Source organism: Rhizobium acaciae (assembly GCF_025941625.1).
GTDB lineage: Bacteria > Pseudomonadota > Alphaproteobacteria > Rhizobiales > Rhizobiaceae > Rhizobium > Rhizobium acaciae.
On sequence record NZ_JAPCZO010000024.1, the window covers coordinates 99,229 to 116,808 of the forward strand.

Sequence of the window (17,580 nt, forward strand, 5' to 3'; positions counted from 1 at the left end):
CATACCAATGCACGGACAAAAGCGAATTATGGTAACCGGCGGCACCGGGTTTCTGGGATCATTCCTGTGCGAAAGGCTCTTGCGAGAGGGCAATGACGTCCTCTGCGTGGACAATTACTACACCGGTTCGCGCGACAATGTGCTGCATCTTCTTGACGATCCTCGCTTCGAGGTGCTCCGCCATGACATTACCTTCCCACTCTATGTGGAGGTCGACGAAATCTACAACCTCGCCTGTCCAGCATCCCCGGTCCACTATCAGCACGACCCCGTGCAGACCGTGAAGACCAATGTGCACGGGGCCATCAATATGCTCGGCTTGGCAAAACGCACCAAGGCGAAGATCTTCCAGGCATCCACAAGCGAAGTTTATGGCGATCCGGCAGTCCACCCTCAACCCGAGGAGTATCGAGGCAGCGTCAATCCCATAGGACCGCGGGCATGCTATGACGAAGGCAAGCGGTGCGCCGAGACGCTGTTCTTCGACTATCATCGTCAATATGGCGTGGAAATCCGGGTGGCGCGGATCTTCAATACCTACGGTCCGCGCATGCAGACCAATGACGGCCGTGTTGTCTCCAATTTCATCGTTCAGGCGCTTCGAAACGAGCCGATCACGATCTTTGGCAACGGCAGGCAAACACGATCGTTCTGCTATGTAGACGACCTGATCGACGGCTTTATCCGTCTGATGGGCGCGCCCGCTGGGGTCACGGGCCCCATCAATCTCGGCAACCCCGGAGAATTCCAGGTCCGTGAATTGGCAGAAATGGTGGTCGAAATGACCGGATCGAAGTCCGGCATCGTCTTCAAGGATCTGCCAGTTGACGATCCGACACAGCGCAAGCCCGATATCAGCCGCGCAACGCAACAACTGGGCTGGCAGCCGAAGGTGAACCTTCGTGAGGGGCTTGAGAGAACGATCGCTTATTTCGAGTGGAAGCTTTCCGGCGGCGCAAGGAACTGGCCCAGCGCCAAGTCCTCGCAAGCGGCCTATCCGCATCTGGCGTCCGCGAACGTCGAGCTCACTACTCCTGAAGCCATTCGATAGGGACATGAGTAGCAACGTTAATGATCGAAAACCGCGGCTCGTTTTTTTTCAATGGGACCATCAGCCCAATGCGAACGCGGCCGGTTACCTGCTGCTGCACATGCAGCAGCAGGTCAAATGCCTCGCAACACATTTCGATGTCGTCGTCATTAACCGCGACTGCGACTATGCAGAGATATGCGACAGGTACGAGCCGGATCTGACGCTGTTTGAAAGCGGTTATCGGTCGCATGGGTCGCGTCGGATAAAAATCACCAACACCAATACCCATGTCGCCGTTCCGAAGCTTGGCCTTCATAACGCCGACGCATGGTGCGATCGACGCGCGGGCTTCCTTTCCGATATGGAGCAGTGGGGCATCGAGACATATTTCGCGATCGCAACGATGACTCCGGAATATATGCCGGCGGTGAAGGAGAATCTGTTCGTCTGGCCAAATTTCATCGATCCCGAAGTCTACCACGACTATGGCCAGCAAAAGGTCATCCCGGCCATGCTCACAGGTCAGGCCTATGGCCTTTATCCCTGGCGACAGACGGTCTTTCCGATGATCCGAGACCGTTACCCCTGCCTGGTCTCGCCGCAACACGCCTATGAGAGCAAGCTAGCTTCCCAGTTCCTGTCTGGAGAGGCTTATGCGCGCGCGCTCAACGCGAGCCTCATCGTCCCCACATGCGGCACTATGGGCGGCGAGGTCGTACGCAAGCACTTCGAGATTCCCGGGGCAGATGCCTGTCTCGTGACCGAACGCACGGCAGCAGTGGAGGCAGCCGGCTTTGTCGACATGGAGAACTGTGTCTTTGTTGACGGCCACAACGTGGTCGAGCGACTAGATTACCTTTTTGCCCATCCCGACGAGATACGGCGTATCACGACAGCCGGTTACAGTTTGATCCATGCGTGTCATACACTGAGCCACAGGCCGCAAATATATCAGTGGTTCATGCTGAACAAGGGCCTGCAGTTCGGCGAAAAGATCATCCAGTCCGGCCCCTTCGGCGATCTTACAAAGGTCCAGCGGATCTCTAAGCAAGAGAGCGTCCATATCGTGGGGGAGGCGAGCGATCGCGCTTTGCTGAAGCAGGGCGACCGGCTTCTCGAGCAGGGCAGGGTGGAGGAAGCCAAGCAGTGCTATGCGCACTGCCTGGACTATGTATCCTACCTGCCCGAAGCCAAATTCCGCCTTGCCGTCTGTGCATTGCACGAGGGCGACGCCGATCGCGCCTATGACCTTCTGGTGGACCTGGTCAAGGTGACCATGACCGAATATGGGGCACTCAACCCGGATCCGGTCGAGTGGGCGTACTTCCTTCTCGCTTTGATCTGCAGAGGCCAGTTTGAGCGGGCGCGGAGGCTGCAAGATTTCTATCCATCTCTATCCCACGACGAATTCAGGCGCGCGCGCCTCGTCATCGCGCAGCTCGGTCGCTCAGGCGATGGGGTCGTCTCGGGACGGTATGGCAGTGATCAAAAAAGTATTCACCAGATTCCCGATCGGAGCGATTCCGAGTGGCTTGCATGGTTCTCCGATATTCTTGAGCGCTGTCAGCAGCCAGATCTTGCAAATGTTCTTCGTCACGCTCCCGTCGGCGGAAGCGGCGCCGGCGAGAAAGTAACATTTCTACATTTCAAACGTGATGCTGGTTGGCGTTTGCGACTATATTCAGGCGTCGATGGTCTGATGGTCAGACTGCGCCTGAATGGCCTGAGACCCAATGTACCGCCGCTGCCTGAGTTCCGATATTTCTGGCACCTTGCGCGCGGTCTGGTCCCCCATTCGCAGAGAGGCCCGTTGCGCAGGATCCGAACGGCGCTTTCCAGGCTTCCTATGGGCACCGGCAATTAGAGCCTTTCCGGGTTAGATTGAAGCATTCTGTTGGCTCAAACGGAGTCGGATGGTCGACCGGCCGGCGCGCGTCGTAGCCAAGCTCTACGGCCAAGCCGGCCGGTCGATCAGCCGGCCCGTTTCAGCCAACCCGAAGGGCCGGGCATCTCTTCGCCAGGGCAGAGGCGATCGGCTCGGACGTACCAAGGGGTATGCCCGTCGCCAATCGCCTCTGCCCTGACGAAAACCTGCTCCGGCAGAATGCTTCAATCTAACTCGGAAAGGCTCTAGCTGTGGGAAAATCGCACATGCAGACAGCCTCACCTGGAGAGGCGTACATGACAAACTTCCCAGGTGAGGCTGAAGATGCGATCGCGGACTCGGTGGTGCATTTGGCGCGCAGCCACCGAGGATGTTTAGCGCGAGAATGCGCTCGTGATGCGATGCAAGATCTGATCGGGCGACCGCATCAGCACAGGCTGCTTGCCGCGGAACTGCCCGAAAGAAAAAGATCGTTGAGCTTGAACACGACTTCCGTTCGGTTCGTCGCTTTGACCTTTTTCATAATATTGCGAACATGCACCTTTACGGTGCTTTCTCGCAGGTTGAGCTCATAAGCGATAATTTTGTTTGCCTTTCCGCGCCGGAGCGCCTCCACGACTTCGACCTGACGATCCGTGAATATGCCGGATAGCGGGCGTGCGGTCGAATTGCTCGAGTCCAGCAAGTGACGCATGGCGAACAGGGCGCTTGCAGGCACAAAAATTCCTCCTGCCACCGACAGCGCGATCAGCTCCATACAGACATTGACGCTGACTGAGGCGGGTATGAACCCTTTGGCTCCGTACTCAAGTGCCCTAACGATTTGACCGAAATCGTCGCTATCGGCCAATACGATGAGTGGCGTCGATGCGAATTCCGACGAAAGCTTCCGGATTTGCTCCGAAACGGCCGGTTCATCGATCTTTTTGCCGCCGACGTTCAAGAGGATTGCCGAAAGCGGAGGATATTCGTCGCGCTTCTGCTTCCACTCCTCAATTGATCCAAAAGCCAAAATCTGCAAATCCGCTTTTTGGGCAGCCATGCATTGCGCCAGGCATTGACGATCGAGCTCACGATTATCGAGAATGACAAGAGAATGCGTGTGTCTTCCCGGCACGGCAGACGTGTTCGGATTATCTATCCTGAGGGGAAGAGCTACGTTCTCCTGCCTGAGGTCCAAATTCGGTATAAGTGCTGAATTCACAGCTTCACCCTCCCCTAACACGTTACGCTCAACTACGGCCCGAGTACCAACCCCTCTCAATACGGGGGTTTAGTAAACTCTAAAGTAGGAATCGAATACCACAATTCGCGGAGCGTTACAGTAGCTAATATAGGCTAAGTAGCGTGCAACTTCCATTGCAAGTCAGAAATAGAAAGATAAATCTGAAGTAGTCTTGAGAGTTACTAGATATGTTTCAGGATAAACTTCGTCGTTGCACAGTGGTTTGCGACGGACCACTAAATGCATGGAAACAATCGCAGTCTCCGGCGTAGGACCGGCAACGGATGCGGTAGGTGAGCCCGCCACCAACGTTGGTCGATGTATGAACATGGGCGTAAGTCATCATAAGTAGATACGCCTTTAGGTGAATAACCTTAAACGTTTTGTTTCTTTACTCAGATGCGGAAAACAATTCTCTTTGGGATGTAGAAAAATATTAGTCCTGTCGGTGTGAAACCTTGGGCGCAATCAAGCGATTGTTGGTTTCAACTGAAAGTCTGGACCTGTTCAAGTGTCAGGAGTTTTGCAGGGATGATTGCATCAAACGTCAAGCTGGATGACGGCACCATTATCCACCATCCGGACCTCGTCAATCTTTATGGCTGTACGATCGGTGCGGGAACGCGCATCGGCACCTTCGTTGAGATTCAGAAAAACGTCCTAGTCGGAAAAAGCTGCAAGATCTCCAGCCATTCCTTCCTCTGTGAGGGCGTGACGCTGGAAGACGGCGTTTTCATAGGCCATGGGGTCATGTTCACGAATGACATATACCCGCGCGCCGTCAATCCGGATAGCAGCCTTCAGACGGAGGCCGACTGGATTGTCGTCCCGACCCTCGTCAAGCGCCATGCGTCGATCGGCAGCAACGCCACCATTCTGCCTGGCATCACGATCGGAGAAGCTGCGCAGGTGGGCGCCGGAGCGGTTGTAACAAAGGACGTGCCCGATGGCGCCATTGTCGCTGGCGTTCCGGCCAGGATGATCGGTCGCGTCAATGACGGGCCAGTCGACATGCACGCGTTGGAGGGAATGTAATGATCGGCATCGCTGTTGTTGGGTATGGATATTGGGGGCCGAATCTGGTTCGCAACATCTCGGAGGCAGCCGGAGCGCACCTCGTTTCTGTCTGTGATCTCAATGTTGACCGGTTGGCGGCTGTCAAAAGCCGCTACCCCGCAGTGACGATCACCGATGATTTCGAGGAGGTGCTGCGTGATCCAAGAGTGGATGCCATCGCTATCGCGACGCCGGTCTTTACCCATTTCAAGCTCGCAATGCAGGCTATGATGGCCGGAAAGCATGTCTTCGTCGAAAAGCCGATGGCATCGACGACGGAGGAAGCCTCGCGGATGGTCGAAGAGGCCACACGCCGACGCCTCGTGCTGGCGGTGGATCACACCTTCGTCCACACCGGCGCCGTCCGCAAGATGCGCGAACTGGTCGAGAACGGCTTGGGCGACATGTATTATTATGACTCGGTTCGGGTCAATTTGGGGCTCTTTCAGCATGATGTCAGCGTCATCTGGGACCTCGCGGTGCATGATCTCTCCATCCTGGACCATGTTGTGCAGGAAAGGCCGGTGGCTGTTTCAGCGACAGGCATGAGCCATGTACTCGGCGAGCCGGAAAACATCGCCTATCTGACGCTCTTCTTCGAAAGCAAGCTCATCGCACATATCCACGTCAATTGGCTGGCGCCGGTCAAGGTGCGCCGCACGCTGATCGGTGGCAGCAACAAGATGGTCGTCTACGACGATTTGGAGCCCAGCGAAAAAATCAAGGTCTACGACAAGGGCATCACGCTGAACCCCAATTCTCAGGCTTATGGCGAGAAAGTGCATCAAATGATGGTCGGCTACCGCAGCGGCGACATGTGGGCGCCCAAGCTCGATATGACCGAAGCACTGAAACGCGAACTGGATCAGTTCGTCGAGTGCATCGAGCAGAATTCGCGGCCCATTACGGACGGCCATGCCGGCCTGCGCGTCGTTCGCATTCTGGAAGCAGCAAGCCGGTCGTTAGCCCAGCGCGGTCGCATCATCGAGCTCGAAGAGGCAAGGCGCATCGCATGATCCCGTTCCTGGACATTAAGGCACAATATCAATCAATCAAGGGTGAGATCGACGCCGCCGTGCTCGGCGTCCTCGCCTCGGGGCAGTACGTATTGGGCGACGAGGTCGCGCATTTCGAGCAGGAATTCGCAGACTATTGCAACGTCAAGCATGCGATAGCCGTCAACACCGGAACGAGTGCCTTGCATCTTGCGCTCCTTGCGGCAGGCGTTGGTCCCGGCGATGAGGTCATTACCGTGCCATTCACGTTCGTCGCAACCGTGTCGGCGATCTGCTACACGGGCGCACGACCCGTGTTCGTCGATGTTGAGCCCGTGACACTCACGATGGATCCGACTGAGGTCGAGGCAAAGATTACTCCCCGCACCAAGGCCATTGTTCCCGTCCATCTCTACGGTCAAATGGCCGATATGGACGCGATCAAGGCAATTGCCGAGCGCCACGGGATACCCGTCATCGAAGACGCCTGCCAGGCCCATGGCGCGCAATACAAAGGCCACCGCGCCGGCAGTATCGGCCTATCCGGCTGCTTCAGCTTCTATCCGGGCAAAAACCTCGGCGCCTGCGGCGAGGGGGGTATGGTCGTTACCAATGACGATGATCAGGCCAAGACGATGCGCATGCTGCGAGACTGGGGTCAGGAGCAGCGCTATCACCATCTGCTGAAGGGCTTTAACTATCGCATGGACGCCATTCAAGGCGCGATCCTGCGTGTCAAGCTCCGGCACCTTGAAGCCTGGAGCGAGGCGCGTCGCACGCATGCGCGCCGCTACTCTTCGCTGCTTGCCGGATCGACGGTTTTGACGACCCCTGTCGAAGCAGCCGACCGGCGTCACGTCTATCATGTCTATGCCATAAGAAGCCATGATCGCGATGGGCTTCAACGCCTGCTCAGCGCGGAAGGCATTCCGTCCGGGCTCCATTATCCCATCCCTGTTCATCTGCAGAAAGCCCATGCCGACCTTGGTTACCAGGCCGGGGATTTCCCGGTCTCGGAAGCCGCGGCACGCGAGGTCCTCTCGCTGCCGATCTATCCAGAGATGCCTGTACGACACGTCGACCAGGTGGCCGCCGCGCTGGAGTACGCCTATGTCAGTTAACCGCGCCGGCGAGGCTCGACTGGTGCAGGCGGTCCATGGTCGCCATGAAAGGCCGGCAGATCCTGGCTACCAAGCTGGGTTGGTCGAAGAGCTAAGGCAATCATACGGGCGCGCTGGCCTGATAGACCTCTATGGTCGTTTCGCCACAGGCGACGGTGTCGTCGACACTCTGATGCGGAAAGCCATCTGGCAAGCGATCGCGCGGAGCTGCGGCACGGGACTGCAGGTTGCGGGCGGCGCCGGTTTCAAACATCCGGAAACGTTTGAAATCGGCAATGGCGTGTTCATCGGCGCTCAGGCCTATATCCAGGGCCGCTTCGACGGCACTTGCGTGATCGGCGACAATGTCTGGATCGGCCCGATGGCTTATTTCGACGCACGCGACCTGGTTATCGAGGATTGTGTCGGCTGGGGCCCGGGCGCCAAGGTGCTTGGGTCGACCCACACCGCACTGCCGGTGGATGTGCCGATCATTCGCACGGATCTCGAAATCAAGCCGGTCCGCATTGGCGCATGGGCCGATATTGGAACGAACGCAACAATTCTTCCCGGCGTGAGCATCGGAAAGGGGGCGATCGTCGGAGCGGGCGCAGTTGTTGTTTCCGATGTCGAACCGTTTTCAGTGGTGGCGGGTGTGCCGGCGAAGTTCATACGCTGGCGCATGGAAGCCGATCCTGTGCTGGATATATCGCATGGAGGAAGATCGTGAGAAATCAACGGGTACTCATTACCGGCGGGGCCGGCTTGATCGGGTCGCATATCGCCGATCTCGTCGCATTGGAGAAGCCGCGTGAGATTATCATCCTCGATAACTTCGTGCGTGGACGCCGGGACAATCTCAGCACGGCAATAGCCGGTGGGTCCGTCAACATCATCGAGGGAGATATTCGTGATCGAGCGTTGTTGGCGAAAACCTTCGAGGGCGTGGACATCGTCTTTCATCAGGCGGCCATCCGCATCACGCAGTGCGCGGAAGACCCACGGCTTGCATTCGATGTGCTGGCAGAAGGCACGTTCAATGTGCTCGAAGCGGCCGTAAAGGCAGGCGTGTCGAAGGTCGTAGCTGCCTCTTCTGCCTCTGTGCTGGGTTTGGCCGAAAGCTTTCCGACCACCGAAGCGCATCATCCCTATAATAACAGGACGATCTACGGCGCGGCCAAGACGTTTAACGAGGGGCTGCTTCGCAGTTTTGCGGAGATGTACGGCCTGCGCTATGTGGCGCTGCGCTATTTCAACGTATACGGGCCGCGAATGGACGTTTACGGCGCCTATACCGAGGTGCTGATCCGCTGGATGGAGCGTCTGGCGACCGGAATGCCACCCCTCATCTATGGAGACGGCAGCCAGACGATGGACTTCGTCGATGCACGTGACATCGCTCGGGCAAACCTGCTCGCTGCGAAGAGCGATGTCACGGATGAAGTGTTCAACGTCGCGAGCGGCAGGGAAATAAGCCTCCTGGAACTCGCGCAGATGCTGAGCAGCATCATGGGGGTCTCACTCGAACCGCAGCACAAAGAAGCCCGCGCGGTAAACGGCGTAACCCGTCGTCTTGCCGATATCAGCAAGGCCGAGAAGCTTCTGGGCTTCAAGGCGGAAATATCGATGGAACAAGGGCTTCGCGACCTTGTCGCCTGGTGGAAGATGAAGACCGATGCGGCAGGAGGGCAAGCTGCATGAGCCCGTCTCTATCAATAATTCCGGTCGCCAAACCCGTCCTCGGAGAAGAGGAGGCCGAGGCCGCGCGCCGCGTTATCCTGTCAGGATGGGTGACGCAGGGACCGGAAGTCGCGGCCTTCGAGGGCGAATTCGCAGCCTTTGTCGGCGCTGCACATGCCTGCGCCGTTTCAAACTGCACGACCGCACTGCATCTCGCCTTGATGGCGGTCGATGTCGGTGCCGGCGATGAAGTCATCACGGTTAGCCATTCGTTCATCGCCACCGCGAACGCTGTTCGATACTGCAATGCGGTGCCTGTCTTCGTCGATATCGAGGCAGATGGTTACAATATCGACCCCAGCCTGATCGAAGCGGCCATCACGCCTCGCACCAAGGCAATCCTATGTGTGCATCAGCTTGGCATGCCCTGCGATCTCCGCTCGATCGTGGAGCTCGGCAAGCGCCATCAGATCCCGGTTATCGAAGATGCGGCATGCGCGACGGGAAGCGAAATCCTGTGGGACGGGCGTTGGGAAAAGATCGGCAAGCCGCATGGCGACATTGCCTGTTTCTCCTTCCATCCCCGGAAGGTCGTCACGACAGGTGATGGTGGCATGCTGACCACCGCCAATCCCGAATATGATCGAAAATTCCGGCTGTGGCGTCAGCATGGCATGAGCGTTACCGATGCTGTTCGCCACGGCTCGAAACAGGTGATTTTCGAAGACTATGACGAATTGGGCTACAACTACCGTATGACCGACCTTCAGGCTGCCGTCGGAAGGGAACAGTTGCGGCGGCTGCCGGGGCTGATTGCGCAGCGGAGGCGGCTTGCTGAGCAATATTGCGAACGCCTGTCTACGATCCCTGGGATCTCACCGGTCGAGCCGCATTGGGCTCGCAGCAACTGGCAGAGCTTTTGCGTGAGACTACCCGATGCCGTCGACCAGCGGGCGGTCATGCAGGCATTGCTCGATCAAGGGATCTCGACCCGGCGCGGCGTGATGAATATCCATCTGGAAGGTGCCTATTCCGACCAGAGTTCTCATCGCGCTGCCACAAGTCTGAAGCGAGGCGTGGCAGCGCAACGGCAAACGATAGTTCTGCCGCTTTATGCTCAGATGATGGATCTCGACATCGTCAGGGTTGTTGAAGCACTTCGAAGCTCATTGGCTGAAGCCGCCAGCATACCCGCCGCCGTACAGCACGATCGGGACATCGCTCTTGTGTGATTTCCTGATTGCGTGATGCGATCTTCGTTGTGCCGCAGGGCCTGATGCGCATCGCCTCGATGCGCATTTTTGTTGGAGCCTTTCCTGATCAAATTGAAGCATGCTGTTGGCTCAAACGGAGTCGGCCGGTCGATCAGGCGGCCCGTTTCAGCCATCCCCCGCAGATTTGCCCAGCAAATCTGCAAGACTCTAGAATCACCGGCCGCATTGCTTCGCATGGCGAAGCAATGCGGCCGGTGGGCCGGGCATCCTTCCGCCAGGGCAAAGGCGATCGGCTCGGACGTACCAAGGGGTATGCCCGTCGCCAATCGCCTTTGCCCTGACGAAACCTGCTCCCGCAGAATGCTTCAAGCTGACCGGGAAAGGCTCTATGCGAATTTCGCGATCCATCCTCTGATCACTGCGGGCATCACCTCGGGCGGAAGAAGCTGGATCAGCATGCGCAGCGAGTAGATCCCCGTCAGAGCTACGGCCAAGGCGCCGATCCCTATCGCCGGCCACAGCGGCAAGACCCAAAATGCCGAGAATACCAACACCGATGCAGGCAGGAAAAGCAGCACGTGCCTGCGGTTGGCTGCGGATCCGCGGAAGCCGGTAAGCCGCCGCACGATCACGTAAATGAGGATGCTATGCCAGACGTAGAGGCCGAAAAACGCCATGCCGGCCCCTGGCGTACCGAACTTCGATACGAAGTGCCAGGCCAGCCCTACATGCACGAGCGTGGCCGCCACCTCCGTCCAGAAAAAAATTGTTTGTGCACGCTTCGCCAAGATGATGAAACCCATCGGCCACGCGATGATCCTGAGCATCATGCCAAGGCAGATCCAGCGCAAGAGATCCACTGCCCCATGAAACTCCGAAGAATAGAATAGGCTCATCATGAGCGGCGCCAGCGTCAACGTCGCGAGCAGACCGGGACCGGCAAGAAGGATGCTGATTTCCATCTGCTCATTGACCAGGCGGTTGCATTCGGCATGGTTGTCCGCAGTCGTGGTCAGGCGCGGATAGAAGTCCGTTCCCATCGCCTGCAAAATGAAGCCGGCATAGAGGCCGCCCAACCCCCAGGCCGCCTGATACAATCCTGCGGCCATCACGCCCCCGTCCTTCAATACGATGATGCGGATGGCATAGGCCGCGCCGAAGGTCAGAAGTCCGCTCGCCATGAACACGGCGCCGAATCTCAGCAGAGGTGCCCACTCTTGACCAAATTGGCGAGCCGACATTCGCGGTGAGTGTTCGCCTATCCGTCTGCTGTACCACCAGCTGGAGAGTGTTGTGACGGCCGCAATCGCTACGACCGAGGGTGCGATCGCCTGCGCGCCGAACAGGTAAATCAGCGGGACGGTGATCACCGTGCCGAAAAAACCTACAAGCACATTGATGCGGGCAAGATTTGCGATGCCACGTAAGCCCTGGATCAACGCCGTCTGCCCGGACGACACTATCCGGAAAAATACAGCGAGCGAGAGCAGCGCGATGCCACCGGCGTGCTGGTAGTCGCCGAAGGTGAAATCCGAGACCGGAAATGCCAGCGCCGCAAGAAGGAGCGCGCCAAGCAGGCCGAGTATCATCGATATGCGTCTCAGCGCTTTCGCCGACTGTGCGATCCTCGCTTCGTCGCCGGTACCGGCAGCCTCGGCGACCTGGCGCACCCCGCTGCCGCCCAGTCCCAGACCAGCGGCCGTTTGCGCGATATCGACGATTGACTGGTAGAGGCCCATGAGCCCCACGCCTTCTGGCCCAACCAGAACGGCAAGGGCCTTATTGCGAATGATGCTCAGAGCGACGTTCACGAGCGAGGAACCGCCCATCAGCATCGTCGACTTTAGGATCTGGGTATACGTCTGCCCACTGGCTGGGATCATACGCAAAGTCATCAATTATCCCTAGCCGCCATCCCGTGGGGCAGGATCCCCGGCACACTTTCGCGGGCATGTTGCACAACGCTGCTTCGGAGATACGCGGTACAGGCAGTCCTGTTGGGGAAGGAAGCGAACTTCAAGATCTGGTCGGGTTCACGCCAGCCTGCATCAAGAGCGATTTCTCGCGCGCTGGTAGTCTGAGCGCCTCGGCGCTGCTCAATCGTCTGCTGCGAGTTCGTTTGCAGTACATGCTTTTCGCGGGTCACTGGCTTGCCTGACTGGCGTGTGTCTCGGTTTCACGCGGCAGGTCGGCAGGGGCGGTCTGAGACACGCCATCCGCAATGCGGGTTCGGCCGACCCTCACCACATCACCCGGTATCAGCGCCGTTGTTTCGGAGGCCTGGAACTGCCTGACTTGCCCTTCGTTTCGCCGGCTCACGGTAAAGGTCAGCGGGAGCGCCTCGCCGCTGATATTCGAGCTTCCCCCTGCCGCGAGGTCATCGAGAAGCAGTTTTTGCGTCATCTCGCGCTTCAATTTGAGCTGGTCGAGACTTGCCTGTTCCGACTGCAATTCGGAAGCGACTTCGCTTCGCCTCGTATCATAAAGCCCCTCAAGATTTCGCGTTGTCTCACTGATCGCCTGACGGCCCCGCATGATGGCGGTGACAAGGTCGAGCCGATCGGAGCGGTAGGTGGTGAGCAACCGTTCCAGATCCAATTGACGCGACGAAACGGTGAGGCCTTTCGAAACCAGCGTTTTGACGCTGGTCAGCTGGTCCTCGATCGATTTGATATTGTCCTCCGAGCCCTGCACCTTCTCGCCCAGCATGCCGACTTCACTGTTCAAAAGATCACGCAATTCGGTGAGCGCCTTCGACTGCCTGTCCAGCGCATTTGCGCGAGCCTGAAAAATGACCCGTTCCTCGTTGTATATTCCCGTGGCGTATTGCTGATCGACGCCGAGCATCCGATCGAACGTTATCTCCTTTGCCCCGGTCATCTCTGCTTGGAGCCGTGCTAATTTGGCAGTGCTGCGCAGCAGGGAGTGGTCGATTTCCCGCAGTTCGCCTGCGAGTTTGATCGTCTGCGATTGCTGCAGACTTGTGGCGCGGAACGGGCCGCCGCTCATTGCCAGGGATTGCAGGACGGTAAGTCCTGAGCGGAATTTGTACTGCCCAGGCGTGGTTACGTCTCCGACGACATAGATTGGCGGGTATTCGAGAATTTCGATGGTGACCGCGGGTGGCTGAACCAATCCGATTTTTTCTTGCAGACGCTTGGCAATCTCGTTCGTAAGGCTGGTGTTATCGCGATTGCCGACGGAAACGGATCCAAGAAAGGGCAAAAAGACAGCGCCTTCATCCGAGACGGTATATTCGCCGCCAAGCGCATCCCATCGTTCATACTGGCCTTTGGACTGCATCCATTGGACAATCGTCAGACGGATTTTCGTTTGCGGAGTGAAAGCAGTGTCATCGGCGAGAGCCGGCGGCACAGTTCCGGCAAGAAAGACGAGTGTACTGATGACAAGCGTCGCCGGAAAGAACACGTTGAGAACGCGATACGATAGCTTCATTTACATGTCCAGCCTGCAAAAGCGTCCTTAAACGGACATCGGTTCAATGCCTTAGGCGCTACGCGAGCGTCGGGCGCGAGGTCCGAAGCCGCAATGCCAGTGTGCAATCTGGCGAAGCCTTGAGGAAGGTGGCGGTTGTTTGCTTCGCCTTATCACTATTGATGAGGTGGGTGAGGGGGCTTAGCCCAAACCGAGTAGGAACATATACCTTCGGCGCGGTACAGAGGCATCGGCTCGGGAAACCAGGAGGTCATGCGCGCAGGAAGAGGCGCGCCAGAGCATGTAAAAACAAAGTTCTAAAGCGCGACGCGCTTTAGCCGCGAGGGACAGCGATCCCTCGCGGCAGAGCCGACGTGTTTGGATCGTTGATTTAGCAAGACGATGATATTGACCGGCGGGGTCGCCTTAACAGTCGGTGCAAAAAAGGCCTCGAAACGAACACCTTGCGTGTCTCGCCCATCACGTCGTCCATGCCAACACGGCCGCTTGCCCAAAGGATGCCGCCTGTAGAGCGAAAGGCGTAGGACCTACTCGCTTATTTTTGAGCTATCATTCAGGGCTTCGTAGCAAACGATCCCCGTAGATTCGATCCCGATAATCTCGCGAGAGAGGGGCCTGCCATGTATCGCAACGCTCGCCGGTGGACATCACGCTCACTCCTGCTGGATTCGTTGGTTCCCCGATGGTTGACCGTCGGGGGAAAGGGAAGGCCTCGCAAGCCTGCCGATAAGCGCGAGGATAGTGCTCAACTTGCGACATCCGTGCAAACGGCGGATGGACACAAACATGATGGTACGCTTGTCGACAATCCCTACAACAAGGCGGCGCTCAATGAGCATTATGTTGGACAGAGAGCGGGCGTGATCGGCGACGCAGATGGTCGGGCCGATAGCAACCACCCAGCGCCGCCCTTGCCTGCCCTGCCCGACGCTTTCGCAGCAAATCGCGAGACAGGGGGTCGAAGCGGGGACACTGCCGCGTCTCGGTTGTTCGCCCACACGCCTGGTTTGGCAGGTTTCGAGCGGGACGCGCACGGAGTTGCATTCGGGGCTCAATCGTCCCTTTACCGCACCTACGCTGGAATGAGCCTCATAGGCGACGATCCTTTGGCTCCGTATCTGTCGCAAAGCCCTGCACCGATAGTTTCGGCACAAGGTTCTGCCGCGGTGACGGGCGAGCGTGCTCACTCGGGCAACGTCGTCATTCTCGAATCGAACCCGTCAGCGCAGGCGACCGCGCAGCATGATGGAGTTAACTCGCTGGCGTTTGGCATGCCCTTTGGTGTGTGCGGATGCGGCTACTTTACCTCCCCCACGCGGCTTCTCGATTGGGCCCATGGCGGCGCCATGCTTCAACAGGACGGCCAATTGCCGGGCACCAGACTGACCGAGGGCCCGGACTTTGTATCGACGATCAAGCGGGCCATCGGCGCCTCGATCAGCGATCCGCTTCTCGATCGGACCCTGTCCCCTCTCTCGGGCTGGCGCGGGACCGCAACATGGACGGATTCGACGATCTTGAACGGATCGTTGCCAGGCGGCGGAGAGACCGGAATAGGCACCGCCACATCCAAGGGCATCGGCATCCTTTCCGGCTCGGTGACGACGCCACCTTCAACGCAGCGGTCGTTGACGACGCAAAATCTGGCGGCCGCGGCTGCGGCCAGCAACCTGATCGTGCTGGAAAACCAGAAGCAGGGTAACCCGGAGAGCGAGTGGGGCATCGACGGTGCCGGCAGCTCCAACATCGAGGGATTTGCGACCGACATCAGCGTCGACAATGGCAAGACGATCAGCTTCAAGATCAATACGAATTCCACCAACTACCGGATCGATATCTACCGCCTCGGCTATTATGGCGGCATGGGCGCCCGCAAGGTCGACACCATTCAGCATACCGGATTGCAGAGTCAGCCAAATCCGTTGCGCAACGCCTCGACCGGCACGGTGGATGCCGGTAATTGGGCCGTGTCAGCCTCGTGGACCGCACCTGATGATGCCGTATCGGGCGTCTATATCGCCAAGCTCGTGCGTCAGGATGGCACTTCCGGCGAAAATCACATCCCGTTCATCGTGCGCGACGACGACAGCCAAAGCGACATCGTCTTCCAGACGGCAGACCAGACCTGGCAAGCTTACAACGGTTGGGGTGGCGCAAACTTCTATGGCGGCAACGGTCCGGCGACGGGGCAGGGTGCGGGTCGCGCCTATGCGGTCAGCTACAACAGACCGATTGCGACCCGCGGCGGGGTTGGCACTTTTGCGGGTCCGCAGGATTACCTGTTCGGCGCCGAATATGCGGGTATCTACTGGCTGGAACAGAACGGCTATGACGTCTCCTACCTGTCGGGTGTGGACGTCGACCGCTATGGCAGCCTGTTGCTCAATCACAAGACCTATATTGATGCCGGGCACGATGAGTATTGGTCCGGACAGCAGCGGACCAATGTCGAAGCCGCGCGCGATGCGGGCGTCAACCTGATGTTCTGGAGCGGTAACGAGGTCTATTGGCGCACTCGTTGGGGCAATGCCTATAGCGCCGACGGTACGCCTTATCGCACTCTGATCTCCTACAAGGAGACATGGTCGCCCACCGCGAGCATCGACCCTTCCAATGAATGGACAGGCACATTCCGTGATCCGCGCCTCAGCCCACCCGCAGTCGGCGGTGGAAACCCGGAAAACTCACTGACCGGACAGTTGTTCAAGGTCGACGATGTCGGCAGCAATCTCGCCGCGATCACGGTCGGATATGACGATGCCAACCTGCGCTTCTGGCGCAATACGAGCGTTGCCAATCTTCAGCCTGGCCAGACGGCAACGCTCACCAAGAACTATCTTGGTTACGAATGGGACGAAGCGGTCGATAACGGCTTCGATCCGGCTGGCCTTGTCAAGCTGTCGTCGACGACGCTTCCGGTCAGCACCTACTTGCTCGACTACGGAAACACGACCGGAAATGCGATCTCGACCCACAATCTGACGCTCTATCGTGCGCCGAGCGGCGCGCTGGTGTTCGGCGCCGGTACCGTCTACTGGACATGGGGCTTGAGCGACAATCATGACAAGGAGGCGACCCCGACCGATCCCCGCGTGCAGCAGGCGATGGTCAATCTGCTTGCCGACATGGGCATTCAGCCGGGAACACTGCAATCCGGACTCGTCGCCACAACCAGTTCCACGGACCTTGTTGCACCGACCTCCGTCATCACCGTACCCGCGACGGTGGCCGTTGGATCCACCGTGACGATTACAGGCACCGCTGCCGACACGGGCGGCGGGGTCATCGCCGGCGTCGAAGTTTCCACCGACAACGGGGCGAGCTGGCATCCGGCGACAGGCGATGAGAACTGGACTTATACCTGGTCGCCGCAGGTCGCCGGCAGCTACACGATCCGGTCCCGCGCCGTTGACGATAACATCAACCTCGAAACGCCCTCGGCCGGACGCACGGTCACCGTCGGCGGACCGAGTTATACGTCCCTCTTCGGCGCGGCGACGCCAGCCGTCGTCAACACAAATGATGCGTCCGCCGTCGAGCTCGGAGTCCGCTTCCAGACCTCTGCGGCAGGGACAGTCACCGGCATCCGCTTTTACAAAGGCAGCCAGGATACGGGTACCCATACCGGTTCGCTGTGGTCGAGCACTGGTACGCAGCTCGCGACCCTCACCTTCACGAACGAAACCGCCAGCGGCTGGCAGACCGCGTATTTCTCCAGTCCTGTGGCATTGACGGTCGGGCAGACCTACACGGCGTCGTACCATACGAATGCCGGTCGTTACTCGACCACCACCAACTACTTTGTCTCCAATGTGACGAGTGGGCCGCTGACGGCACCAGCCAGCGGTAATGGCGTATACAGATACGGCAGCAACAGCCTGTACCCTACGGCCACCTTCGATCAGACGAATTACTGGGTCGATGTGATGTTCAATC

General features: G+C 58.3%; 13 protein-coding genes. 10 read left to right on the forward strand and 3 right to left on the reverse strand.

Annotated elements, in window-relative coordinates; translation table 11 throughout:
* Positions 1-7 precede the first annotated feature (7 nt).
* Together OLZ32_RS30730 and OLZ32_RS30735 are read left to right on the forward strand one after the other, a co-directional pair.
* The gene (locus tag OLZ32_RS30730) at positions 8-1,051 is read left to right on the forward strand and encodes a UDP-glucuronic acid decarboxylase family protein (protein ID WP_264399189.1); all 1,044 of its coding nucleotides are present in this window, start codon (positions 8-10) and stop codon (positions 1,049-1,051) included.
* A gap of 4 nt (positions 1,052-1,055) precedes the next feature.
* Positions 1,056-2,897, forward strand: a complete 1,842-nt coding sequence (locus tag OLZ32_RS30735; protein ID WP_264399190.1) for a glycosyltransferase family protein — start codon at positions 1,056-1,058, stop codon at positions 2,895-2,897.
* Between the two features lie 448 nt (positions 2,898-3,345).
* Here the strand turns inward: OLZ32_RS30735 and OLZ32_RS30740 are convergent, their stop codons facing one another.
* Complete coding sequence (locus OLZ32_RS30740; protein WP_003549406.1) at positions 3,346-4,122, reverse strand: response regulator transcription factor; 777 nt, start codon at positions 4,120-4,122, stop codon at positions 3,346-3,348.
* A gap of 552 nt (positions 4,123-4,674) precedes the next feature.
* Here OLZ32_RS30740 and OLZ32_RS30745 point away from each other — a divergent pair.
* Genes OLZ32_RS30745 through OLZ32_RS30775 form a run of 7 tightly spaced genes read left to right on the forward strand, consistent with a single transcriptional unit; the run spans position 4,675 to position 10,529 of the window.
* Positions 4,675-5,178, forward strand: coding sequence for an acyltransferase (locus OLZ32_RS30745; RefSeq protein ID WP_264399191.1), 504 nt, complete (start codon positions 4,675-4,677; stop codon positions 5,176-5,178).
* Positions 5,178-6,215, forward strand: coding sequence for a Gfo/Idh/MocA family protein (locus OLZ32_RS30750; RefSeq protein WP_003549404.1), 1,038 nt, complete (start codon positions 5,178-5,180; stop codon positions 6,213-6,215). The genes OLZ32_RS30745 and OLZ32_RS30750 overlap by 1 nt, the downstream gene beginning before the upstream one ends.
* Positions 6,212-7,315, forward strand: a complete 1,104-nt coding sequence (locus OLZ32_RS30755) for a DegT/DnrJ/EryC1/StrS family aminotransferase (protein WP_003549403.1) — start codon at positions 6,212-6,214, stop codon at positions 7,313-7,315. The genes OLZ32_RS30750 and OLZ32_RS30755 overlap by 4 nt, the downstream gene beginning before the upstream one ends.
* A complete protein-coding gene (locus tag OLZ32_RS30760; protein WP_003549402.1) occupies positions 7,305-8,024 on the forward strand; it encodes an acyltransferase in 720 nt (239 codons plus the stop codon). The genes OLZ32_RS30755 and OLZ32_RS30760 overlap by 11 nt, the downstream gene beginning before the upstream one ends.
* Positions 8,021-8,995 carry an NAD-dependent epimerase/dehydratase family protein gene (locus OLZ32_RS30765; RefSeq protein WP_003549401.1) on the forward strand — a complete coding sequence of 325 codons (975 nt, stop codon included), beginning with the start codon at positions 8,021-8,023 and terminating at the stop codon, positions 8,993-8,995. Before OLZ32_RS30760 ends, OLZ32_RS30765 begins: the two co-directional genes overlap by 4 nt.
* On the forward strand, positions 8,992-10,206 hold the full coding sequence (locus tag OLZ32_RS30770; protein ID WP_264399192.1) for a DegT/DnrJ/EryC1/StrS family aminotransferase: 1,215 nt from the start codon (positions 8,992-8,994) through the stop codon (positions 10,204-10,206). Before OLZ32_RS30765 ends, OLZ32_RS30770 begins: the two co-directional genes overlap by 4 nt.
* Positions 10,207-10,214: 8 nt before the next feature.
* The gene (locus OLZ32_RS30775; protein ID WP_264399193.1) at positions 10,215-10,529 is read left to right on the forward strand and encodes a hypothetical protein; all 315 of its coding nucleotides are present in this window, start codon (positions 10,215-10,217) and stop codon (positions 10,527-10,529) included.
* A gap of 45 nt (positions 10,530-10,574) precedes the next feature.
* Here OLZ32_RS30775 and OLZ32_RS30780 read toward each other — a convergent pair whose 3' ends face one another.
* Positions 10,575-12,083: an O-antigen translocase gene (locus tag OLZ32_RS30780; protein WP_017992379.1), complete on the reverse strand. Its 1,509-nt coding sequence runs from the start codon at positions 12,081-12,083 to the stop codon at positions 10,575-10,577.
* Between the two features lie 247 nt (positions 12,084-12,330).
* Entirely contained in the window at positions 12,331-13,644 is a 1,314-nt protein-coding gene (locus OLZ32_RS30785; protein ID WP_264399194.1) for a polysaccharide biosynthesis/export family protein, read from the reverse strand.
* 620 nt (positions 13,645-14,264) lie between these two features.
* Between OLZ32_RS30785 and OLZ32_RS30790 the strand changes: the two genes are divergently transcribed.
* Positions 14,265-17,580 (forward strand): N,N-dimethylformamidase beta subunit family domain-containing protein (locus OLZ32_RS30790; protein ID WP_264399195.1); only part of this gene is annotated, 3,316 nt, incomplete at its 3' end.